This window comes from Dictyobacter formicarum (assembly GCF_016587435.1).
The window spans coordinates 109,794-133,468 of the sequence record NZ_BNJJ01000002.1 but is presented as its reverse complement, the minus strand read 5'-3'; the positions used below and the strand labels follow the sequence as shown (position 1 = coordinate 133,468).

The window sequence follows — 23,675 nt, the reverse complement described above, 5'->3', positions numbered from 1 at the left end:
TATCGCATGTGTGTGAAGAGCACTTGCCTGCATAATATCGCGAAAATCAGCGTATTACACATTTAGCGTTGTACTGGTCATACCTTCCGAACACACACGCAAAACGTCAAGTCCCTCAATTCTACCGTCCGTCTCCACAAAAATAAAATGGAAGGGATTATTCCCTAGAGAGTCAGTTAAGCTATCACCTCCCATAATGAGTCTGGCAATATTCCAAAAATCCCTTATCCGCACGTCTAGAGTGCCGTTGAACCACCAATCATCGAAAATAGGAATGAGAAAGTCAGCACAAGGAGTCGGGCCGTAACGCTCGCGAATCGGCCCGATAGTGTCATGCGTAAAATCAGGAAGAATATAGCTGATGCTCTTGCACCCCAATGATAGGAAATGATGATGAATGGCAAGTGGATCAGCCCCGAGTTGAATGACCGATAAGACGCCAAACGCCACATGTTCCTCTCGCAATACATTCAAACCCTGCACCACATTTTCATAAGAACCTTGCCCTTTGTGATCTACTCGATAGGCGTTATGTAACTCCTCAGGGCCATCCATACTGATACCAACTCGCACCTGATGTTTCAACAACACCCTTGCCCATGCCCGGTTAAGCAGTGTCCCATTGGTCTGAAGCATGAAGCGAACTTCTACTACCTCCTCCAATGATTGACGCGCTTTCGTACACCAGGCATCGAAACGTTTCACTCCAACCAAGGAAGGCTCCCCTCCATGAAACAGGAGTGTGATCGATTTCTGTCCAGAAAATAAGCAGTGCCGACGGATACGCTCCAACGAAGCCTCAAAAACCGCCTCAGACATAATAGCCGGGCGCTGCTTCCAGGTAGCGTCCGCTTTGTTGTATACATAACAATAGGAGCAATTGAGGTTGCATCGTGATGCAACCTTCAGAACAACCATATTGAGGGCACTTTCAGACGCATCCATTGTGCATGACCTCTCCGGTAGCATAGACGTATAAGTTCAGCTCACCTATGAAGGGGATATATCTTTAGTAGCAAGACGATGTGCCAACGCGAAAAAGAGTGCCAATATACTACAGTAACATCAAGAGATTATGTCCGCGAACTTCTCTGGTTGTCTTTCTAGAGAGCATTTGCATGCCGATATATCGGCATGCAAATGCTCTCTGGGCAAAAATTACCATATTAGAGAAGACTAAACTGTATATATGGTAAGAGAGCCCGATGATGAGGCTACGTTGCGTTCCATGACGGTGCGCATCTCACCGGTAACTGCCGTGCCGATTGGCATGAGCAAAAGTCATCATCTTATAGTTCAGGTGCCGAAGTAAATGCTACTTCTCCCTTGGCAAAGACACTACTTAACCCAGCACCTTGAGGCTGTGCAGCAAGTTCCTTATCCAACGCAGCCTTTAAGGCTTGTTGAACACGTTCTATGGCATCCTGATCAAGACCCGTACCCTGGAGATTGACCTGAATCGATGTAGCATCTGGGGTGTTACCTTGCTGAGGATCTTGAGTAGACATACTGGCTCTCCTTCCTTTTTCGGGCCAAAAAGTCCCCGTACATACAAAGTGATTGGGAATACTGACAGGTATGAATCTAAATTAATCGACAACGACGCTTAAGAGAAATGGTGTGGTGAGGGATGGAAAGATGGTTTCATCTCTTTCATGCTCCTCTTACATATGTATCTTCCTACAAATTTCTACAGCTATCGCACAACATATTAAATCCAACGCATATTTAATAACATAAAAATTGTATTGTGCCAATATCATGCTATAATCAAAACATCACTTGACAAAACTGAAGTTTTATGTATAATTTTAAATTATGATATGAGTCCAACTTGAATAGAAGTCATTGTAGTACTTTTATTACAATGGTGCAGTTATTATTTCCCTCACCGTATAGACATAGTTTCGCATGATATTCTACTCTTAAAGTACAAAATTGAGCATAGACATGGCTCGATACCTTTTCCCAAAAGGACTTTGCGGTTCGCCTACGCACCTGAATAAACCAGAGGAACCATTGCAGGACATCCGGTGAAATGAAAGGTATCACCAGGCCGAAGGAGAACTACTAGATCACAGCTCATGGATGTGCAGCTCTCTCCTTTTTTCGTGATATGGCAGCTTCCCTTGATCTCGTTCGCAGCGTGGTAGCATTAGTCGCAGAAATTACGCTGCTTTATTTAGTATTGCTACAGCGAGGGAACCATGCAAGCAGAAATATCGAATTTCCAGTCATCAAATCCCATCACTAGATTCCGTGTCGCTCTTGTCTGTATGCCATTTCTCACTTTTCAGCGACCATCTATCCAGATTGGCCTGCTCACTTCCATTGCAGAGCAAGCCGGATTTTCCACTGATGCCCATCATCTCAACCTGGACCTGGCCGCTCGGATTACTCCTGAAGTCTATGAAGGCCTCTGTGATCATCGCGGCCGTATGACCAGTGAATGGCTCTTCTCGATTGCAGCATTTGGGCAGGATGTATCTGCAGATGACGCCGCGTACTTCAGGGCATTTCCTCAAGAAACCGAGTGGCTTAAGGAAATTGGCAAGGATACTGGCTATCTCAGTACCCTGCGTCACGAGATTCTGCCGCGCTATATTGAGGACTGCCTAGCAAGTGTGGATTGGGGACGTTACCTGGTTGTAGGCTTCAGTTCCACCCATCAACAGCATGTAGCTTGTCTAGCCCTTGCTCGTCGCATCAAGGAGTGCTACCCGGAGGTACAAATCGTCTTCGGCGGCGCTAATCTAGAGGATGAGATGGGGCCAGAGTACGTCCGGGCATTCCCATTTATTGACTATGCAGTAGTAGGTGAGGGCGACATTGTCTTTCCTGCTCTTCTGCGTTGTCTGGCAGCGCATGAACAGCCGAAGAACCTTCCCGGCCTTGTGAGAAGAGTAAACGGAGGCGTTCAGTTCTATGGTCAGGCGACGCCAGTTCGCAATATGGATGCACTACCCGTGCCAAACTACGACGAGTATTTCGAGCGCACCAGACGCCTTGGCCTGAAACCTTATGGGATTCTTCCGTTTGAGACTTCTCGCGGCTGCTGGTGGGGACAAAAGCATCATTGTACTTTTTGTGGACTCAATGGACTCGGCATAACCTATCGAGCTAAAAGCCCCAGGCATGTCTTGACTGAACTCTCAGAACTCACCCGCAAGCACCGTATCAGCCTTTTTGGAGCGACCGATAATATTCTCGACATGAAGTATGTGAAGAATTTTTTCACGGTGATTTCAGAAGCAAAGACCGATTACCAGTTTTTCTATGAGGTCAAAGCCAATCTTTCCCGCGAACAAATTCAGACGCTCTACCGTGGCGGTCTCCGGTGGATTCAGCCCGGTATCGAGAGTATGAGCAGCCGTGTACTCCAATTAATGCGAAAAGGGAGTACCATGCTTCAAAACGTGCGGTTGCTCAAGTGGTGTTGCTACTACAAGATTCGCGTCAGCTGGAACCTCATCTGGGGCTTTCCCGGAGAGACGAAGGAAGACTATCGGCAAGAACTGGAGGTACTGAAGCTGCTTCCTCACTTGCAGCCACCAGGAGGTGCCAGCCGTATCTGGCTAGAACGGTTCTCTCCATATTTCACTGAACAGGGAGCGTTCCCTATTCATGACGTGCGACCGGAGGCAAGCTATAGCTACGTCTACCCTGCCTATGTGGAACTCGACAAAATCGCTTACTTTTTCGACTACCAGATGGAGAATACCACCAAAGATGATGTGCATTCTGAAACGTGCGAGTGGGTGAGAGAGTGGCGGCGGCGATGGGAAGCCGGCTCATCTTATACCTTGACCTATAGGCGAACCGATGATGCCTTGTTTATCGATGATAATCGTGGGATAGACAAGATGATACCATTTGTTTTTGAAGGCCCATTGGCTCTCATTTATGAGTACTGTAGCGAAACCATGCGTACCGTTCCGCAAGTGGTAGAATATCTAGGCAGTTTACCAGATGGGCAACAATTTCCACAAAATGAGATACGAGGGGCCTTGGATGTATTTTGCCAGGCAGGTCTCATGTTGAGTGAGGAAGGTAAGTACTTCAGTCTCGCCATACCTGCTAATCCTAACTGGTAGATCATCAGATAAACCCGAGGTGAAGTATTTTTCCACATAGAAGAAGTCTGCCAACAGGAGTGATCATATGAGTTGGGAGGATCGTCTGTACCGGGTTTTTTCGTGTCCCCAGGAAAACTTTTCCAACGATTTTTTAGAAATAATAACTGTCACTTACGCGCAAGAACTCTGTCGGCATTTCCTTGCGCGGTTCGGAGAAGATCTGCAGCGCAGAAGTAACGGGCTACTTGCCTTTTTGGAAACATGGCTGGAGCACGAAAAAGCCACGTTCGATACCGTTTGGAATCTGGCCTTTGGGGAAGTGAAGCAGGTACTTCTACCAGGTAGCCAAAACGATCACGTACGCACTGCAGCGGCACTTGCTTTGCAACTACAGTATTCTAATAACCAATTAACGAACGAATGGAGCATACAACTTACTGCGCCAACACGACTAAAGTGGGGGAGATGGCTCCTGCCAACTGCGGACTGGCTCACTGTCTCAAGTGAGGGCAGACAGGTGACTATTCGATTACGTTATCAAGGTAAAGAAAGGCAAGTGGCATTTCGGCAAGGCGACGAGGGTTGGAAAGGTGAAAACATTGAACAGATGCCACAGATCAACGCCGGCCAGCGACGTATAGACGTACTCCATCTCAATGCACTCAACTATTCGGCATTTGATGATATTATCCACAGCTTCGCACAGGATCTCACGCCAGATGAGGTATCAGCTAGGTGTCAGGCCACCATTATGCTGCTCCACGATTACGCCGACATCTATTTGCCCTGGGTGGAGCGTGTCGTCCGTTACATTATCCCATTGCAGAGCGAGAACGATTTCGTCTTCAGCAGTAGTTATGCAGATCGACCAGGAGTAGTGACTATCTCTTTCCCCGCTCGGCTTGCAGCCCTGGCAGAAATGCTGGTCCATGAGGCGACGCACCAGTATTTTCACTTACTTTCTAGCGTTGGCAACGTTGACGATGGCTCGGACGCCACTCTGTATTATTCCCCCTATAAAACGGCAAGGACGGCCCATTAGAGCTATCCTCCTTGCCTATCACGCCTTTGCAAACGTTCTTTTATTTTATCGTCTGTGTCAAGAAAAAGGTCTTTCTGATGATAGATATTGCTGTCAGCAAGAAAAGAACTTGCTTCCTCAATTGAAGCAGTTGGAGGACTCATTGCATACAACTCGAGCGCTTACTCCGCTGGGACTTGCGCTTTGGAAACCGTTGGCAGAACGCGTGCATTAAATATGCACTCCTATGAACTCAGTTCGTGATGGTCGCAGAAACCCTGGTTCCGCGTTCGTTAAAGCTCACCTCACATTTGCTCACGGGCAGGTTGTGTAATTGCTGCTCGGGTGAATGAAATCTGAACTGGCACGATCGAGAAAAAGATAGGAAAAAGCGAGGTCCCCCTTCGTCTACTCTATAGAGGTATTATGAACTTAACAAATGTGACGTAACAGATTCGGATTCATCCATTCATCTCTATTTGAAACCTCGTCAGCACATCCCTTACGTAGAATGGCACACGCAATGGCAGAAAAAATCGCGCGTTTTTGCATCATGAATTCATCGTTTCCAGCCTATTCTTGGCATGTTACCAACGGAAAAGACCTCATTTTTCTGCCAATCTCATAATCGCTATTTGTAAATGATGTCTTGACGAGGTTTCTCTATTTCAGCAGTAAGCAAGGGAGCACTCTATGGCTGGTGAAGGCACACTGCTTTTCGTTAATGAAGAGCTTTCTTCCGTTCCTATTACGTCGCTTTTCCACAAGAGAGATTCGCTCTGGCTTCATCTAAGCGATCTTCCCATTGAGAATGGTCATACTGTACACGGTAGCGACTATGAAGAACCATTGCCGATCTCACAGAATGGCACTTTACAAAGCGGTGTGCACTATCCCTCATCTATCGACCCGGTGGTACGTTGCTATCTCCTGCGGTATCGACTCTATATAGCGACCGGTCGCTATATAGAGTCGCCTAAATATCGGGGCACAAACGATGACCCGATCGGATATCCGGCATGGGTGGTAACACTTGATCTGGATGCAGTCGCGCCACAAGCAAGCGGTTTCGCGCTGCGCGGGATCGATCATCAGGCCGTGGTACGTATCAGCTCTCAAATGTTGGTATACGATAGGAATGAGAAACCAATCGCGGTACCTGCTCCCACGCGCATGCAGGATGGTACGGCAATAGACGATTTCGTAAGGAATCGGGGCAACACCGACGCGAGTACCAATGGGATGATGCACCTGCGAATCGCCGAAGTCGATGCCGCTCCTCTCTTCTATTATGGTTATGACAAATGTGAACTAACGGATTGTGATTGGGGAGTAATAAACGTACCCTTTACCGCAAGTAAATCATCAGGTACCTACCAGTTTAGCTTCAAACCAACACCATTCAGTTCGCCAGCAACCTCTTTACGGCGCCTGTTTTTGATCACCTATGCCCCCGCCCCGGTGAGCAGCCTGCAGAGTCTAGGATTGTTAACGTTCTACAGACACGAAATCGATGATTTTTTATTCTTACATTTGATTTTAGTGATGTGCGTGAACTTGTGAGATTGCTTCACTTACTTTCAGAGCAATTAATTCCGATGACCGATGGAGGTTTACATCTCGGGTCGGTTTTCTTCTATCCGTGATTGTTTCTAATATGACACTGTGTCGTCCAGGTCTCTGTGGCTGGCGGAGAGAGCCTTTTTAGCATGAAGCGCGTTAAGCGGACTTCAGATACTAGATCTGCCGTACAAGTAATAGCATATGGGTAGTTTGGAGAGGCTTCATCCTATGGAATGTACATGAAGACCATGTAGAATGCAGTTTGCAGGAAGCAGGAGGTTACAAGTGACAGATCAACAAGTCCCTACACCTCAACAGTCTGGCGTTACACCTCAAAAGTTTGGAGAGGATGGGAAAAGCACGAAAAAAAAGAACTCGTATCCCGCCGCGCTAGTACTCACTGGAAGCACCATTCCGGTCACCATTGCAGCGGCGATACTCACCGCAATCCTCTACTTCTCACCGATACCGCAACCGTTATACAGTTTGATACCCTGGGTACCTCACAGCTGGATAGCCATCCTCGCTGGCTTTGCAATCACTCTTCTTCTGTGGTTGCTATCCTCTCTACCTTTCAGGCGCATCACTACATTCGATAATGCCAATGCGCTGAGTAGTCACCACATCAAGAGCCATGAGCGCGCCTTGCGAGCCAGTTACGATGCATTAAAAAAGGCTCAGAGCAACTGCCCTTCTCAATGTGAGAGTAGTTTAAAAAAAGTAGATGCCTGTCTCAATGCTATTGATGAGGAATTGGCTCACGATGATTTGCGCTGGGTGGCGGGAACGGGGTACCTCAATGCATGGAATCTCATTCATCGTGCAGAGGAAGCTATGATTGATATCGCGCCGCGCATTGAAGTGATCAGGGAAGCTTACCATGATGAGCTAAGTCTCCAGGGCTCCTCCATTGACTCACGAAACGCTACCCTCACGAAACTCAGAATGGCTGTCAAGAATCTGAGCCCATCGGCGATACAATATATGGATATTACTCCTCCACCTGACAATAAGGGTAATCCCACAGTTAAAGATAATGGTTCGAGCAATGATGAAGCTACAGATCCTATAAAAGAGCAGGAGCGAGAGGCGCGAAATGCAATACATAATGTCAAACAGACTATCAATGAATTTCGTGATGGTCTGTGGGAAGGGCTAGTTCGTATGCGCAATCAGCTCACAGGGGTAACACTCTATACCGGGCTACTTACATACGTACTGCTCTGTACTGCTATTGTCGCAGGAGCAGTACCTTCTTCGATCGAGGCGGCAACCATCTATTATCTGGTGGGTGCGATGGTTGGACTCTTTGGCCGGCTGTATACCGAAGCGCAAGCAAACCAAGCCATCAGCGACTATGGCCTTACCTTCGCGCGCATCGTCGTTACGCCTATTCTCTCCGGTATGGCTGCTGTTGGCGGTGTTTTGGTTGTTGCGGTGTTTTCTTTCGCGCTCGTCAAAGCATCGACGGTCCCAAGCTCCTCTATACTGAGTGAGATTTACAATCTCGGCAGTAATTTACAAGGCATCATCGTAGCAGCGATTTTCGGCCTGACACCCAACTTGCTCATCAGCATACTCCAGCAGAAAGCTGATGATTTCCAGACTCAACTCAAAAATAGCAGCGCTACAGATCAAGCAAAAAATGAAAGTACGACCCAGTGACTCGCGATCGTGGTGCGTCAACCTGGTTTGAAATGTACCATACGAGCGTTCCTCACATTTGTAGAGGAGTGGGACCTTCGGATATAGCATTCTAGAGAAAGAGGAGAGGGATCATACAGAAATCGCAGAAAATGTATAGGCCAGAATGTAAACGAGAAGCGGGGCAGCTTGTTTGGACCAGTGGAAAGCCGATTACCCATGTGGCCCGCGAACTGGGCATGTCCAACACATCCATCTATCAGTGGCGCAAGGCGTAAGCTGAGCACGAGGCGGAGCCAAGCCTATTGGATTTACCGTGGCCAGGCACAACAGGTCCATACAGTCCAAGTGCCCATTGCCTCCGAAGAAATACAAGAAGCCTGGAGAGAGATCCGTCGCCAGGAACAGCTTCAGCATGCTCTACTTCAGGCGGAAGCTCGCCGTCAAGAAGAAAAACGCGTGTACCAGCAGCAGCAACAAAGCAGCAGCGAGCGTAATCCGGCCGATGAACAGAAGCAACCATCGACGCCTCCAGCAAAGCGAAACTCCAAGAAAAACACGAACTCAACAGGAACACGAAAGTCAACGACAACTGGGGCTAAAAAGGCGGTCGTGGCTCCATCTGTTCAGCCCTCCTCTCCCCCACGACCATCGATTCCCATTCCTGATCCAGATGACGATGAACCCGATCGCCTGTAACCACCATGATGAAGACTGCAACTTCTCTGAACTTGGCTGTTTCAGCGACTTCTCTCCGATGTGGCGGAAACAGCCTCTTACCTCCTTTTGTTTGATTCAACGCTACCTAATTCGGTACCAAATACCTGTGGCTATGGACCTGGGCGAGAACACATGATCCAATGTCGCGTATTCGATCAGTCTACGCATTCCTTCACAGGAGGTTGCCGAATGAATACGGGTAAAGGTGTCTGCAGCAAACACATCAATAATGCTCTGATTAGAGGGTCTTGTCAGGGTGCTATGGCGGAATAGATTATTTTAGAGCTTCTCGCCAACAATCTGTTCAAGCACTTTCTTGTGAATACGATATTGGTTGCGAGCCCCAATTACCGGCAGGCGAATGGCTTCCAGGGCTCCACTCACAATCCAACGGCGAACCGTTGTATCATCAGCTCGCAAAACAGCAGCTACTTCAGCAACGGTAAGATATTCAAACATACATCACCCTTTCCATGTAAACATTAAAACGGCTTCTAGAAAGAACAATACCTTTTGAAGAACAAAAAGAGGAAATATTTTCAGCGCAAAAAATGCCCATCCATTTATCCACAGCAATCAAGAGGTTCTGCACAACTCACCCACAAAACCGGGAGCAAAGCTGTGGATAAATATCTCGTCAAAACGCATGTTGTTCCAGTACACTGTGGGGAGAAACATGATTATCCTGATCCCGTTATCATCATTAGAAACAGGAGAACGAACCATGTCTTCCACCATGGGGCTCACCCCGCGCAGCGCACTTCGCCACCGTCCAATTGATCGCTCATTGACAGACATTCCACCCTGGGTTCGTGCTTCTCAAACGCTTCGTCAGCACAGACATCGACAGCAATTTCCAGGCCAAACGATGCTGTTCCGTTTCCTCGCACGTTTCCCATCCGCCTCACTCGCCACTCTGGTGAGTCTGGGTATGGCTATCATGCTCCTGCTCATTCTCGTCGGGCAGTGGATCACCAGTTGGGGAACCGTGGTTGCCTTTTCTCGGGTTGGTTTTCAACAATAAGTCATATGACCGCATCAGTGCCCAGAGGAGTGCTTGTAAGAATATCAGGTGCAGTGCCTTCAATTTTTTTGACTTTCTCTCTCAAAGGAGAACGAGCGTAATTCCTTGAAATGGGCATCAAAATAGTCATCACTGCCAAACTATTGAAACCCGTACAGAGGCCCTTTTTCTAAATTTATGGCCATGAAATACACCATTAACAGAATATGCATCGTTGGGATGATCGCTAAGGTCTCATCTGTCACTTGTCGCTTTTCACGATAGCCCTCAAGAAAAGAGAGCCACACCTGTTGTCTTTCCTCATCTGTCCTTTCCTGACCCATCGCACTGCCATAGGCACCTGCCAGATCAAACACTCTCCAGCCTGGTCCACACAGATCGAAATCAAACCAAGTGACGCGATCACCGGCAAGCGTAGCATTCGCACTAAAGGCATCTCCATGAATTGGTCCCCAATCAAGGTGACTGCTGATAGGATCAGCGAATCGCATGCGGATCTCTGTGACAAGAGAGAGAAGATACTTCCAGTCTTCAAGGCGATGATTGAGAAAAGGCTGAAGCAGCGCAAGAGACCGATCAAGAAGATACTTCAGATCAAGAGGAGGTCGCTCATGGACACTGCCAAAGGTATCAGCAGCTGTATGAAACATGGCTAGACTTCGCCCAAAATGAATGCTTTGCGCTGCATTTCCCAGCGGAAAGGGCTCAGGAACACGGCCTGGAGCTGCAGTAAAAAGCACGACGTATCGCCTTCCTTCAGGAACCGAGATCGGCGTGATCAACAGACCATCTGTAGGTTCTGTCAGAACTCAGAATATGATGTGGCATGGAAGCTACTCATGGCGTATACTTTTGAGAAACAAACACCTGATGAGGAGCGCCCCATGAATTGTCCCCATTGTACATCTTCCTCCGCAAAAGAACAGCGCAAGAAAACCATCCTCGGGTACAAGACATTTCGCTGCACAGCCTGCAAACACCTTTTTAATGAACGCACCGGCACTCCTTTCAATTTTCTCGAATATCCTACGGATATCGTTCTTCTTGTCGTTATCTGGCGATTGCGCTACAAACGTAGCCTTCGCGATGTAGCGGAGATGTTTTTGGAGCGTGGGTGGTCTTTCACGCACGAGACGGTCAGGGATTGGGAAGCTCGATGTGCGCCACTGCTTGCGGACCACTTGCGTGTCAAACGACGAGGCCGGCCTGGAATCTCCTGGCACGTTGACGAGACCTATGTAAAGGTTCAGGGAAAGTGGTGCTACTTGTATCGTGCCATTGATCAGGACGGCAATTTGGTTGACTCAATGCTCAGCCAGAAGCGAGATATGGACGCCGCCAAGCGTTTTTTCCAGCAAGCCCTCCAGACGGTCGGTCATGCTCCAGAGCGAGTGATCACGAATGGGCACCGTTCGTACCCACGTGCGATCCGCGAGGTCCTTGGCAAGGACGTTCTCCATCGATGGAACCATTATCTCAACAATCGACGAGAGCAAGACCACCGTGGCATTAAACAGCGCTACTACCCCATGCGTGGGTTTGGAAGCTTTCCATCGGCATCGCGCTTCTGTCGGGCCTTTGATGAAGTGCGTCAGTTTTTCCGGATTCGTACGACCATAAAACAACCTGTTTCCCTGCAACAGCGACGCGAGATGTTTCGCCAGCGATTGGTGGCTCTGCAGGCCCTGGTGCAGGTGGCCTAACAGACAAAAAAGGTTGGGGCGAGAAGCGGCCAACGCATTTTGTTTGTTTCCTCTATTCTCAGTTCTGACACATCCCAGCCCCTTGGCGGGCCACACCCCGACTGCCGTCTCGCTGCCAGTTCTGACGCAATTGTTCCTGTGTCTGCATGTACTCCCTCCAACTGACATAGGCCGGATGATGCGCCTGGATCAGCACCGGCCACTGATCTTGTGGGCGCAGGTGAGCCCGCGCTTTGCCGGTCTTGGGCGAGCGCTGTTCGCTCCGATACTCCCATCGGCCGTACACATATGCCCCTGCATAAGCCGGATTCTCCAGGATGCGTACGACCACACTCAACGTTGGCTTCTTCCAGACCAGTGTCCCATACGCGTCCTTGCCGACCACTCGTGTGGGGAGATCGAGGCCGTACTGCTTCAGTTCACGCACCACCTGCCGCGCCACGCCCAGGCGGCGGAATGCCTCAAACAGATAGGCCAACCGTTTGCGGACTTGCTGATCGGGATCCAGGTCCCAAGCGCCATCGGGTGCCCGGACATAGCCGACTGGTAAGGGGAACTGCAAGAACCCTTTCCGGGCCTTGTTCCAACGTCCCTCGTACAGACGGGTCCGCAGGGTAAAAAGTTCCGCTTCCGAAAGGGTGCCCTTCACGCCAAGCAAGAGGCGGTCATTGGGATCGCGGGGGTCGTAGATCGTGCTCTCATCGGCCAGTAAGGTATGGCTCAGGCCACACAACTCAATCAACTGAGACCAATCGCTGGAGTTGCGAGCCAAGCGAGAGGCTTCGAGCATCAACACCATCCCCACCTGACCCAGACTCACTTCTGCAACGAGACGCTGAAAACCGGGACGCGTGGTGGCGCTGCTGCCCGAGTGTCCCTGGTCCTCATCGATGACGGCAATCGCCGTAGGTGACCAGCCCAGTTCACGGGCGCGTTCTTGCAACCGGTACTGCCGCTCGGTGCTCTCTTGATGTTCATGGACTTGCCACAGGGTGGATTGACGCACGTAGACGTACGCCATCCGTTCATGATGGGTCGTGGTGATGTGCACTGTACTCATGGATTTCCTCCTGCACTCGTGCAGCCTGGACGTGGCGCTGTGCTAACTGGGCAAACAAAACGACGAGTGCCTGGGCAGATGATCCCTGCCAACATTTCCTCTGGTTTGTCGCTGCTCTCTCCGCATCTGGTGAAGAGGCCTGCTCGGCATTCGGGCAACGCGGAGGTGGCGGATCAGGTTCATCACGAATCCTCTCTATGGGCGTGCGAATCTGGCGAGAAACAATCTGAGCGAGCACGCGAATCATTGTGGCCTCCTTTCTCTCCTTTCCGAGGAGATTGAGGTTTTCCTGCATGATACCGCACAAATCGAATCAACTCGACCAAGACTTGCGGGGTCAGCAGCACTGGGTATGGTTGCATCGTGGGTTCGTGGGGGAGCACAGAAGGAATGGGAAGGTCCGTCCAGTGCCAGGGCAAGGCGAGGAAAAGACCATTCTGACAGTGGAGGACGACCCAGGGGGCCTCTTGGCGCCAGAAGATACGGCAGATGCGCCCCCTTTGCCCGCAGGCAGAACTTTCCTCTGCCAGAATCGTGGCACCAGCTCCCTGAAATGCAACATATGGTGCGATGTGTTCTGGGGTTAAAAGGAACCATGTCAGAAGCAGAACTTCATGTGTTGAAACAACGCATGTACCAGGGCCGTTTGAACAAGGCTCGGCGCGGTGAACTGCAGTTTGCTCTCCCTGTCGGTTATGTCTGGGGCCCGTCTGGCGAAATTCAGTTTGACCCAGATGAACAGGTACAGCAGGTCGTCCGGCTCATTTTCCGCACATTTGAAGAGCTGGGCACACTCGGCGGGCTTGTGCGCTATCTGGCTTCTCACCAGATCCAGATGGGCATTCGTGTCCGTGAGGGGCCTGGGAAAGGAGAACTGGTCTGGCGCCGTCCGAATCGAGCAACGGTACAGATGATGCTCAAACATCCCCTCTATGCAGGTTCCTACGTGTACGGACGACGGCAGGAAGATCCGCGTCGCAAACAGCTGGAGCGACCACGCACTGGTCGCGTAGTGATGCCTACGGACGAGTGGCTGGTTCTTCTGTCTCACCGCTGCCCAGCCTACATTCCTCTCGAACAATATGAACGCAACCAGGCGAGACTGCAAGCAAACCGCGCCCGCGCTGATGCCATGGGAGGAGCGCGGAATGGGTCTGCCCTCTTAGCCGGGTTGGTCGTGTGTGCCCGGTGTGGCTGTCGCTTGAATGTCCATTACGACAATGGCGGAGACCATCTTCACACCTATGAATGTATCGAGCGTTGGACGCACTACGGGGAACCCAAATGTCAACATCTTGCGGGTCCATGCCTCGATGCTTTCGTGTGCCAGCAGGTGCTTGCCGCCCTGGAGCCAGCCGCCTTAGAGTTATCGCTCACGGCCACTGAACGGGTGGAGCAGGAGCGTGCTGAGTTGGATCGGCTCTGGCAACAGCGGCGAGAACGGGCGGTCTACGAAGCCGAGCGGGCAGCTCGTCAGTATCATGCGGTCGAACCTGAGCATCGGCTTGTGGCCCGAACACTGGAACATGCATGGGAAGAGAAATTGGCGATTCAGCAACAGCTGGAGGAGGAATATCATCGGTTTGTCCAACACAAGCCGCGTGTGCTTTCGGATACTGAGCGGGAGGCGATTCGTCACCTGGCGACGGATATTCCCGCGCTCTGGTCGGCCCCAACTACTACAGGAGCCGATCGCAAAGAGATCATTCGCCAGGTGGTTGAGCGAGTCATGGTGGATGTGCAGGGCAACAGTGAGCGCGTGAAGGTACGCATTGAGTGGGTGGATGGAGGTCACACCGAGGGTGTCGTGCTTCGACCAGTTGGTAAGCTGAGCGAGTTGAGTACCTATCCGCAGATCTGCGACCAAGTCCAGGAGCTGACAGAGGCTGGCTGGACAGCCGTTGCGATTGCTCAGGCGTTGAATGCCGCTGGCTTTCGCTCTCCCCGTTCCACCACTGGCTTTCGCGCAGAAACGATCACGCAGTTGCAACGCCAGCTAGGGGTGAAAGCGCCACGCCCGCGTGTTCGGTCCCATGATGGGTTCCTGCCTGATGAATGGTGGCCAACTGAACTGGCTCACCGACTTCACATCCCACGTGGGACATTCTCTCACTGGATTCGTCAAGGGGTAGTCCGGACGCGCCAACTCGATGAACCCTTGCACCGCTGGATCGTGTGGGCTGATGAAGCGGAACAGGAACGGCTTCGGGCGTATCATCAGCGCGCGATTGGAGACGATTTCCACCGCCGCTGGACAGATACACCACGTGCCCAACAACCTTGATGAGGATATCATACCAGCGAAACACGAAAGGAAAGAACAATGGCAGCCAGTCAGAAACAGAAAACGGCATTGGGGGGTAGTGTGACTGGGTTATCGAAAGAACGTTTGCGTGGATAGGGCGCTACCGGCGTATGAGTAAGGATTATGAATACTTGACGAGAACCAGTGAAAGTATGGTGCATCTGATCATGATCCGATTGATGGTCAGAAGGCTTGCCGGAGCATCTGAAGGCGCCCGAGAGAAGCTCCAACGACTTCGTGCCGCTTGAGGAGCCTTTTCGGACACCCTCTAGTGCCCCGTCAATCTTGCTTTGCAACATTGCCTGTTGAAGCGGAGACCTTCTTTCTCTCAAGCGAGGGATAGAGGGTTGTGTTGCAAAAACGAGGAAGAAAAAAATGGAACGTGAGCGACCCTCTTCACTGTTCTTAGGCCACCGCTCCAAAGAGCTTGGCGATCAGTGCGACCTGCCCTCCCACATCCCCTTTGGCCACGCCTTGGAATTGTCCTTTCCGCAGCATGTTCATCATCTCGAATCCTTGGAGTGTTCGCCAGGCCGTCTCGAACGAGAAAAAGCCCATCCCTGGCTTGGTCAGCCGTTTGATGAACCGATGGTCTTGTTCGATCAGATTGTTGAGGTATTTCACCTGCCGCAATGCCACATGTTCAGGCAGGACTCCAGCGGCTTTCAAGTTGGCAACAGCCTTGAGATAGGCTGTATGCAGTTGGTCCCTCGTCTCCCGGTCAGATCGAGCACCTTGTGTCCCTGCCCTTTCAGGATGAGCTAAGCGCGCGAACCCGCTGTCGCCGCTCTTGCAAAGATCGAAGACGATGTTCGGCTCGCGCCTGTTCTTGGATCTGTTGCACATACTCCGCAAACGGGAGCGCGCTTTTTGACCAAGCAGGCACGGGCAGTACTTTGAGGATCTGCCCCTCGCCCAACAAAACCAATGTCGCTTCCGCTGCATTCAGATGGACCGTGATGAGTTGTCCGCGCCATGCCTTCCCCACATAATACCGCTTCAGGTCTAACTTGATCCGTCCAGCGGCATCCACGCGACGACGGAAGACCTGTTGTGGTTCATGGTGCAGCCAGGCCAAGGGGTCTACCGCAGTCGGCAAGGCTGGTAAAGGGGATGTTTCGCGCAATTGCTCTGCTGGAGGCCGATCCAGCAGAGCACGTCCCTGGTGCGGGCGCTCGTGATTGTAGAAGGTCTCAAAGGTGGTGAGAGCTTGCTGGGTCTGCCCGGCTGTGCTGGGACGTTCGACCTGTAGACATTCTTGCTTGAGTGTGCGATGAAACCGCTCGACATACGCGTTTTGTTCAGGATGCTGCGGATCACAGACATACATGTCGATATTCAGACAACTCCCAAAGCGCAACAAGGCCGAACAAAAATCACTGCCTTGGGGACTGCCGACAAAGCGGGGATCGCGGTCCAAGGTGATCTGCTGGGGCACGCCCCAGCGTTGCATGGCATGGACCAACGCTTCAATGACCGTCTCGGCCGTAAAGTCATGGCGCACCTCGGCATGCAGCCAATACGACGAGCCTTGATCAACCACATTGAAGATTTCCAGGCGGTGCTGCTGCTTGCCTTCGGGTTCGATGTCAGCGCTGCCCACATCTTTGAAGCCAATCTGCCACTGCCGCAACGGCTCCACTGGCTCCCGTGGCTCATGGTGGGGCTGCTGCCGGGGAACAATATACCTGAAGAGGCATAAATAGCGATAGATCGTACTGCTTGCCGGTCCCACGAGTTGCGCAACGAGCTAAGCCCAAGTAGCGCTCACCCCGAAAAATGTGCCTCCCTACGAAAGGAAATGGAAAAAACAACTCGCCTTTCCGTAAGGAGGACTCATGACCAGTATCGCGTATTCTTCGATCAACATCCAGTCCTGTGCTCAATCGGCTCCAGCGCAGCCCTGTTGGTTCGGCGAACTCACCGTGATCGTGCATCACATGCAGCGTCACGGCGTGCTTGCCGCCATTGAAGAGCAGGTGCGCTTTGCGCGTCGGCGTTTCGGCCACTACGACGTGATTGATTTTGTCGCCGTGCTCTTTGGCTACGCCATCAGCGGTGAGCGCACCCTCGAAGCCTTTTACGAACAGATGACTCCCTGGGCCAGCCCCTTCATGGCGCTCTTCGGGCGCGATCGCCTGCCTGCTCGTTCGACCCTGAGTCGCTTTCTCGCCTCCCTCGACCAGGCTCCCGTTGAAGCTTTGCGCACCCAGTTCCTCGCTGATCTGCTGGCTCGCCCTCTGACCAGCGAAGAACTGCCAGGTGGGTTGTGGGACCGGCAAGGGGACCATCTGCTGGTCTTTGATGTGGATGGCACCCGAGAGGCGGCTCGCCAACGAGCCTTGCCGCAGACGGCGGATCGGCCCGCCCCAGTCCGACGACTCCAGCAGCTCTGTGCACCAGGCTACACGGGACGCAAGCGGGGGGAAGTGGTCCGCAGCCGAACGACCATCCTGCAAGCCCATACCCATCACTGGTTGGCCAGCTTTGGCAACCCGGGCAATGGCCAGTACCGTCTCGAGTTGCGTCGGGCGCTGACGGCCATCGAGACCTATGCTCAGGCGATCCATCTGCCTCCTTCACGCCTGCTCGTGCGCCTTGACGGTCAATATGGCACCAGAGCGGTCCTCACTGATCTGGGAGAGATGCGCTACGTCACACGTGGCAAAGACTATCACCTCCTGGATCAAGCCGAGATCCAGGCACGCCTTTGCCTGCCCCCCGATCAGCCGTTCACGCTGCCAGAAAGCGGGATGGTGCGCACGCTCTACGATTGCCCAAATCTGCCCCTGGACGGCGGCGGGAAGCGCTACCGGATCATTGTGGCCACCCACCCGGCAGGCACCACGAAAAGTCGGATTGGCATCACCCGTGATGGCGTGGTCTACGAGCTCTTCTTCACCAATCTGGCACCGACAGCTTTCACGGCGGCAGATGTCATGGCGCTCTATCTGCATCGTGGTTCCTTTGAGCCAGCCCTGTGGGATGAAGATCTCGAGCAGGACCCTGATCGTTGGTGTAGCCATGCCCCCTGGGGGCAAGAAGCCTGGCAAATCATCAGTCAATGGATCTGGAATCTGCGTCTGGAACTGGGTCAGCAGTTGCTTGCCGAGCCGGTCCGCACCACGGAGTTTGCGCCAGCCCACCAGGAGCAGGCGCCTGGTTCTGCTTCCGGCTATGCTCCCGCCACCGCCGCCTCGTCCTGGAAAGCGGGTCGTTTCTCAGGCAAGGACTTTGCGCGCCAGCCCGATGGGACCTTACGTTGTCCTGCGGGAGCGTCACTGGTGCTGCAAGAACGGCGCCCGGAGGCCAATGGGAGTCTGCGCCTGGTCTATGGAGCCAGTATTCGCAATTGTCGTCCCTGCCCGTTGCGAGAGCAGTGTCAGTGGGAGGGACATGCCACCGCGAAGCCGCGCCAGGTGAGTCTCCTGTTGCATCCCCGGGCGATCGGCGAAGAGCCGCTGCTGTGGCGGGATTGGAGTCGCAGGCGCTCGCGTCGAGCCTGCATCCAGTTGGTCCGTTATCAACGCCTGGATGTGGCGGTTCATCCTGCGCTTGTGCCTCCCTGCGACGCATCGTCGGGTGTGCTTTCTCGCGCCCAACGGGCGCATATGCGGCTGACCTTTCACGAACGGCGGGCTCGCAATGAACGGACCCCAACTGCGGCACTGGTAAGGATCACGCTCTTCGGCATTCCCGAGGCCTTTGCTGCGTTTCTCGGTCTTGAGAGCATGTAACGTTCGATCTCTGTCACCACGATGCTGTGCGTTCTCGGCGGAACGGCCAAGCATTCCGTGTGGAATTCCTGTGGCCTTTTTTCCTGGTTTCCCCGCTTTCACACTTCTTTTCGGTCATTTTTCTGCCAGGAAGCGTCATCTCCTCTCGGCTTTTATCTCATCTACGAGTGATAAACTCTTCTACAGGCTCATTGCGCAACTCGTGGGCCGGTGGTGTGTAGGTCGCTTCTCCTGCATGCACCTGCCGTCGCAAATCCGTCCGAATCGTGCGTGGACCGGCTACCCGATGCAACTGCTCCGCAAGCTGTTCTCGCAGCGTCACAATCTGCAGAATCTCATCAGGAGAGAGGGAAGGTGATGGGGTTTTGCGGGCACAGGAGCAACCTTGTAAGATCACATAGACCTCCTCGAAAGGGGCATTGAGATAGGGACGCAGGCGCCGTCTCCAGTTTTTGACCCAACTTTCCGACATCCCTGTCTCCTTGACCAATTGCGCTTGCTTCCACTCCGGATGACGTTGTAACAGACTATACAACAAGAGGCGTTTGGGATAGGATGGATGCAGTGCGCTTGCTTACTGCCGGAGAGTTGCTTGAAGAGCAACACGTAAGCAGTCGTGTTAGGGGGTAAGTGGCATGCGTTTGAAAGTGGCAATTTCAGAGGTGTGAAGCCCACTGACAATGTACCGATTGACCTAGCCAGGGGAAAACAAAGGGCTACCCCTGCGGCCTATGTTGACGAGAGGAACCTTCGTCTGAAGCGTCGTTATCCTAGAGGGGTGAAACTGGCTGATACACCCTGACCAAAATGGTAAGGCGACGGCCTAAACGCTTGCATCTCGTTTGGGACTGCTTCCTGGCTCGCCCGGCGTAAAGAAGGCAACTACGGGTCGCTATGACACTTTCCGGTGGGAAGACAAGGAACTCTCATACCGCTTGACCGAAAGGAAGCGAAAATGCCAGCTTGCGGGAGAGAGGACGGAGGCGGCGTAGTAGTCAAATGCTCCTCTGTAATGGAGGAGACAAGGCGAAGGTCCGCCAGGGTAAGTCCAAAGAAACGAGGAAAAAGGAGTGAACCGGGAAATGCAGATGACGGTGGATTTTCCACTGGTGCGTCCTGGGACGATCTAGCAATCGCCAACTCTCCACCTGGGAGTATCTGGACCCAACCGGAAAGCCGGATGCCGAGAAATTGGCCTGTCCGGTTTGGAGCGGGGGAAAGGTCGAAAGGCCCTACCTATCGCTACTGGCGATACTCCCTGGTTGTGTTCAGTGTAAATGACGTTTGAGCAGAGCGTATCGCTTTTTCCTCTGGATTTCCAGGGGTTCGATGTCGTCGGACACCCCGGGAGACGAGGGACCAACTGCATACACATAGGCTGCGTTCTTATCGACATTGATCACTCGTGGAATTGATGTGGCGGAGTTGACCGCAGTTGTGAGCTGGGCCATCTGCGCCTCAACTGGATGAGCTTGAGGACCTCCATCAGCGGTGAAACGCAGCGCTTTCAGAAAGAAATGTGTGGCTGCCTCAGCATCGCGCGTCGGACGCAAGAGAAACTCGAGTGTGCACCCCTCAGAGTCGACGGCCCGGTAGAGGTAGAACCAGACTTTCTTGATTTTGATAGATGTCTCATCCCCTTTCCAGGAGTCGTTGCAGGTTTTGAGATGCGGTCGGCAGCGTTTCTCCAGCTCGGAAGCATAGCGCTGCACCCAGAGATAGATCGTGGTGTGATCCACATGCAATCCCCGTTCCAGCATGATCTCTTCAAGATCTCGGTAGCTCAGAGCGGAGCGGAGATACCAGCGCACACACAGAAGAATGAGCTCGACTTCGAAATGGCGCCATTTGAAAGAGTGCTGCACGGTCATACAGAGTCCTCGTTCGTTTTTTTGGGACCATCCTAACAGATCAGCTTTATCTTTGCAACACAGCCGTTCACCACGGTAATCCCCATTGCCAGCATTCCCAAATATGCCGAGAAACTGATGCGTATGCGTTTGGAGAATTACGGTTCTGGTGCGAACCACTTCTCCTCTCTTGCGTCCGGTGTAACCCGGCGCGCACACCTGATCAAACCGGTGATGGGGAGCAGGCAAGGTGTCTGCTTGTGGCAGGGCGCGCTGCCGGGCAGTTTGTCGGGTTCCGTCCACGTCGATTACCACCCACTGCCCGCCTGTTCGGTCAAGCAAACCGCCGAGAGAAGGGAATGGCTTGCGGGCCAGCAAATCCTTGTGAAAGAGCGTGCGAAGTGCCTCCACCGTGGGCTGGTCGAGAGTCGCCAGAAATCGGGACAAGGTGGAGCGATGAGGCAACTGATCTCGACCAAACAAGGCCATGAACGGCGAAGCAAAAGGAGCAAGCCGTTCGTAAAAGGCCAGCAGCGTTGGCTCACCGGAAAGGATGTAGCCAATCAGCACGGCACCAAAATCGATCAGATCGTAGCGGCCAAAGCGTGCGCGCGCAAAGCGCACCTCATCCTGGATGGTTTTCAGCAGGCCCGTATACGTGAGCACTTGAGCAAAGGCTGCCACTTCTCCCAACCAGGAAGGAGGTGAGGGAGCAGATTGAGGCGTGATCTGAATGGTTACCATTTTCGTCAAGATCCTGGTTTTCCCTCCAGTAGTCTTTGGTTATCTCCATCTTCCCCTCGCCGGAGCCTAGATAAGGCGCAATTTGAGGCTAAGCGGCACGAGAAGAGGAAGCCTCGCCTCATCTATTTGCTTCCCACACCAAGCAACAATTCTGCCGGAGCCACAAGGCCATGAGATCCCTCAAACTGGCTCAATGCCTCTCTCACCTCCCCCAACAGTTGCTGCTGCTCAGGTTTTCTGAGCTGCCCCATCACATCAGCGGTCAACCTGCTTGCTGTCGATTGTAGGAACGCATCGAGCGAAGCGTAATGGGACTGAAATGGAAGAGCACGGGTGGTGACCTCGGAAAAGCCAGCTCTTGTGAGTTCCCGCTCAAAGACGGTCGAAGCTGAGAGAGCAAGAGGATTAGGGAGATGAGAGGACGCTCCTCTTGCATATTTTGACAGAATGGCAAGCGGCAAAGAAAAGAGCGGATTGTTTTCAGGTACCGACCAGATCAGCGCCGCAAGTTTCCCGCCCGGTTTGAGGACTCTTCGTATTTCTCTGAGCGCTGACTGCAGATTCGGTATGAGCATTAGACCAAGACGGCAGATCACCGCATCGAAGGCATTGTCTTGCAGGTCAAGTTGTTCGGCATCCATGACGCGCGTGGTGATAGTGGTCAGACCCTCCTGCTGTACCACTCGCGCGGCGATGCCCAGCATTTCCGCAGAAATATCGGTTGCCAGAATGGAGCCGCCCAGTCCCACTAGTCGTGCCGCCAATAGACTCTGATCCCCAGTGCCCGCCGCAATGTCAAGGACGTGATCTCCCGGCCCCAGTCCCGCAGCTTCTAGCATGCATTGTGTCGCTTCTGAGAAATCGAGCCTCCTCCGTTCGACATCCTGCTGCCAGTGCTCAGCTATCTCAGATGAACTCCATAAGCCACTCTGCGGCATGTATCCTTTCTCCTCGTTTGACATATTTTTTTCCCTTTCTCATCTTGTCAGTTCTCTACCATTCGTCTCTAAGCCGTTCCCAGTATGGTGGAGAAACGCTTCACACAATGATCACAAATGAAGATGCTGGGCGAGGGTGTACTCCTTTCCGCAATGCCGACCTCTGCTGGGAAGAGGCGGGCGGCCTCTTCACCGCTGCGCCCACAGAAGGAGCAGATCTGGGAAGCATCGGCAGGCACCGACGCCGTGTGTCCTGGCACGAAGCTGAAGCCGAGCGTACGAAGCAAGCCTGCGCCAATTCCCTCCCCTTCATTCATCAAGCCAAGCAGCAGATGCATCGGGCGGATGCTTTGTTCTCCCTGGCTCTTCATCTCTTCTGCTGCCAGGAAGATCACCCGTTTGGCGCGGGGGGTGAGCAGTTTGAGCGCATCGGATGAGACGTCGGCAAGTGGTGGAGAGCCCTGGACCGATTGGCCTTGATGCGTCTGGCGGTCGAAGAGAAACACAATGCCAGCATGAATACGCTCAGGCGTCATCCCCTGTGGAGTGAGAAATGACGTGAGACTCTCCTCGCTCGCCAGACCCCACAGCAAGTGTTCCGTGCCGATCCACCAGTGTTTCAGGTTGAGCATCTCCTCGCGGGCCAGATCGAGTACCCGGCGGCTTTCTGGTGCCATGCATTTGACAAAGATGTCAAATGGTGATTCTTGTTCTTGCATCCTGTACCTGTTCCTTTCCATTGTTTCCACTTGTGCCGCTCGCCTCAGAGCACGCAATTGCAGCACTCGAATATGGCCCGCGCTTGTTCCCAGGGCAGCGGCAATTTCAGGCGCGCTATACCCCTGGAGGTAGCGCAGGGTCAAAATGGTGCGATCACGTTCTGGCAAGAGGCTAAGAAGGTATTGCACGCGCATCTCGGCCTGCTGGGAAGCCTCTGCAGCGTCATCGCTGAAGAACAACTGCTCCTCCAGGCCGCTCAGCGAACGCACCTCGATCTCTCTCTGCGCCTGCCAGTAATCGACGATAGTGGTACGAGCCGTTGTGTAGAGCCAGCCATGCACGCTGATCTGGCTCTGATCCTCCCTGAGCCAGCGCAGCGCCTTGAGAAAGACCGTGCTGGTCAGGTCCTCGGCCAGAGTGGGATCGCCGACCTTGTTGGAGATAAAGTGTTGGAGATCAGCGGCATACGCACGGTAAATCTCCGCCAGCCAGTTTAGGCGATCCTGGCGGCGCGAGTGGTTAGAGAACTGCATAGCGTTGCGATGGTTCCTTTCTGAGACGCTCAGGTTT

The 23,675-nt window shown here is 52.7% G+C and carries 20 protein-coding genes and 3 pseudogenes; 11 read left to right on the top strand and 12 right to left on the bottom strand.

The genetic code is table 11. The annotated features are described in order from the left end of the window. Positions 1-54 precede the first annotated feature (54 nt). Together JMI88_RS03060 and JMI88_RS03055 are read right to left on the bottom strand one after the other, a co-directional pair. Positions 55-918, bottom strand: a complete 864-nt coding sequence (locus tag JMI88_RS03060; protein WP_236022819.1) for a radical SAM protein — start codon at positions 916-918, stop codon at positions 55-57. Between the two features lie 371 nt (positions 919-1,289). Further along, on the bottom strand, positions 1,290-1,508 hold the full coding sequence (locus JMI88_RS03055; protein WP_201360270.1) for a hypothetical protein: 219 nt from the start codon (positions 1,506-1,508) through the stop codon (positions 1,290-1,292). Positions 1,509-2,207: 699 nt separating this feature from the next. Between JMI88_RS03055 and JMI88_RS03050 the strand changes: the two genes are divergently transcribed. The 6 genes from JMI88_RS03050 to JMI88_RS03020 all read left to right on the top strand — a co-directional run bounded on the left by JMI88_RS03050 (position 2,208) and on the right by JMI88_RS03020 (position 9,003). Beyond that, a complete protein-coding gene (locus JMI88_RS03050) occupies positions 2,208-4,094 on the top strand; it encodes a RiPP maturation radical SAM C-methyltransferase (RefSeq protein ID WP_201360269.1) in 1,887 nt (628 codons plus the stop codon). A gap of 67 nt (positions 4,095-4,161) precedes the next feature. Further along, positions 4,162-5,118 carry an aKG-HExxH-type peptide beta-hydroxylase gene (locus JMI88_RS03045; RefSeq protein ID WP_201360268.1) on the top strand — a complete coding sequence of 319 codons (957 nt, stop codon included), beginning with the start codon at positions 4,162-4,164 and terminating at the stop codon, positions 5,116-5,118. Between the two features lie 672 nt (positions 5,119-5,790). Continuing rightward, positions 5,791-6,660, top strand: coding sequence for a hypothetical protein (locus JMI88_RS03035; RefSeq protein WP_201360266.1), 870 nt, complete (start codon positions 5,791-5,793; stop codon positions 6,658-6,660). A gap of 285 nt (positions 6,661-6,945) precedes the next feature. Continuing rightward, positions 6,946-8,325 carry a hypothetical protein gene (locus tag JMI88_RS03030; protein WP_201360265.1) on the top strand — a complete coding sequence of 460 codons (1,380 nt, stop codon included), beginning with the start codon at positions 6,946-6,948 and terminating at the stop codon, positions 8,323-8,325. 131 nt (positions 8,326-8,456) lie between these two features. Beyond that, complete coding sequence (locus tag JMI88_RS40535; protein WP_201360264.1) at positions 8,457-8,582, top strand: transposase; 126 nt, start codon at positions 8,457-8,459, stop codon at positions 8,580-8,582. 70 nt (positions 8,583-8,652) lie between these two features. Further along, complete coding sequence (locus JMI88_RS03020) at positions 8,653-9,003, top strand: hypothetical protein (RefSeq protein WP_201360263.1); 351 nt, start codon at positions 8,653-8,655, stop codon at positions 9,001-9,003. A 300-nt stretch (positions 9,004-9,303) separates the two neighbouring features. Here JMI88_RS03020 and JMI88_RS03015 read toward each other — a convergent pair whose 3' ends face one another. Beyond that, positions 9,304-9,483: a helix-turn-helix domain-containing protein gene (locus JMI88_RS03015; RefSeq protein WP_201360262.1), complete on the bottom strand. Its 180-nt coding sequence runs from the start codon at positions 9,481-9,483 to the stop codon at positions 9,304-9,306. 265 nt (positions 9,484-9,748) lie between these two features. On the opposite strand from JMI88_RS03015, the gene JMI88_RS03010 reads away from it, so the two are divergent. Continuing rightward, complete coding sequence (locus JMI88_RS03010) at positions 9,749-10,048, top strand: hypothetical protein (protein ID WP_201360261.1); 300 nt, start codon at positions 9,749-9,751, stop codon at positions 10,046-10,048. Between the two features lie 140 nt (positions 10,049-10,188). On the opposite strand, the gene JMI88_RS03005 is transcribed toward JMI88_RS03010, so the two are convergent. Then, positions 10,189-10,788 carry a phosphotransferase enzyme family protein gene (locus JMI88_RS03005; RefSeq protein WP_201360260.1) on the bottom strand — a complete coding sequence of 200 codons (600 nt, stop codon included), beginning with the start codon at positions 10,786-10,788 and terminating at the stop codon, positions 10,189-10,191. A 144-nt stretch (positions 10,789-10,932) separates the two neighbouring features. On the opposite strand from JMI88_RS03005, the gene JMI88_RS03000 reads away from it, so the two are divergent. Then, complete coding sequence (locus JMI88_RS03000; RefSeq protein ID WP_201360666.1) at positions 10,933-11,751, top strand: IS6 family transposase; 819 nt, start codon at positions 10,933-10,935, stop codon at positions 11,749-11,751. Positions 11,752-11,809: 58 nt separating this feature from the next. Here the strand turns inward: JMI88_RS03000 and JMI88_RS02995 are convergent, their stop codons facing one another. Continuing rightward, positions 11,810-12,811: a recombinase family protein gene (locus tag JMI88_RS02995; protein WP_201360259.1), complete on the bottom strand. Its 1,002-nt coding sequence runs from the start codon at positions 12,809-12,811 to the stop codon at positions 11,810-11,812. Then, positions 12,777-13,058, bottom strand: coding sequence for a hypothetical protein (locus tag JMI88_RS02990; RefSeq protein WP_201360258.1), 282 nt, complete (start codon positions 13,056-13,058; stop codon positions 12,777-12,779). The genes JMI88_RS02995 and JMI88_RS02990 overlap by 35 nt, the downstream gene beginning before the upstream one ends. Positions 13,059-13,406: 348 nt before the next feature. On the opposite strand from JMI88_RS02990, the gene JMI88_RS02985 reads away from it, so the two are divergent. Then, on the top strand, positions 13,407-15,095 hold the full coding sequence (locus JMI88_RS02985; RefSeq protein WP_201360257.1) for a recombinase family protein: 1,689 nt from the start codon (positions 13,407-13,409) through the stop codon (positions 15,093-15,095). 86 nt (positions 15,096-15,181) lie between these two features. After that, positions 15,182-15,364, top strand: a pseudogene (locus JMI88_RS02980) (transposase); the annotation flags it as partial. Between the two features lie 157 nt (positions 15,365-15,521). Here JMI88_RS02980 and JMI88_RS02975 read toward each other — a convergent pair. Together JMI88_RS02975 and JMI88_RS02970 are read right to left on the bottom strand one after the other, a co-directional pair. Beyond that, positions 15,522-15,815, bottom strand: a pseudogene (locus JMI88_RS02975) (DDE-type integrase/transposase/recombinase); the annotation flags it as partial. A gap of 52 nt (positions 15,816-15,867) precedes the next feature. Then, a complete protein-coding gene (locus tag JMI88_RS02970; RefSeq protein WP_201360256.1) occupies positions 15,868-16,851 on the bottom strand; it encodes an integrase core domain-containing protein in 984 nt (327 codons plus the stop codon). 103 nt (positions 16,852-16,954) lie between these two features. On the opposite strand from JMI88_RS02970, the gene JMI88_RS02965 reads away from it, so the two are divergent. Further along, positions 16,955-18,853, top strand: a complete 1,899-nt coding sequence (locus JMI88_RS02965) for a hypothetical protein (protein WP_201360255.1) — start codon at positions 16,955-16,957, stop codon at positions 18,851-18,853. A gap of 157 nt (positions 18,854-19,010) precedes the next feature. Here the strand turns inward: JMI88_RS02965 and JMI88_RS02960 are convergent, their stop codons facing one another. From JMI88_RS02960 to JMI88_RS02940, 4 genes and pseudogenes are all read right to left on the bottom strand, one after another. After that, a complete protein-coding gene (locus JMI88_RS02960) occupies positions 19,011-19,325 on the bottom strand; it encodes a hypothetical protein (RefSeq protein ID WP_201360254.1) in 315 nt (104 codons plus the stop codon). Positions 19,326-20,214: 889 nt separating this feature from the next. After that, positions 20,215-20,724, bottom strand: a pseudogene (locus JMI88_RS02955) (IS6 family transposase); the annotation flags it as partial. Between the two features lie 845 nt (positions 20,725-21,569). Continuing rightward, entirely contained in the window at positions 21,570-22,409 is an 840-nt protein-coding gene (locus tag JMI88_RS02945) for a class I SAM-dependent methyltransferase (protein ID WP_201360253.1), read from the bottom strand. 44 nt (positions 22,410-22,453) lie between these two features. Then, complete coding sequence (locus JMI88_RS02940; RefSeq protein ID WP_201360252.1) at positions 22,454-23,638, bottom strand: sigma-70 family RNA polymerase sigma factor; 1,185 nt, start codon at positions 23,636-23,638, stop codon at positions 22,454-22,456. Between the last annotated feature and the right edge of the window lie 37 nt (positions 23,639-23,675).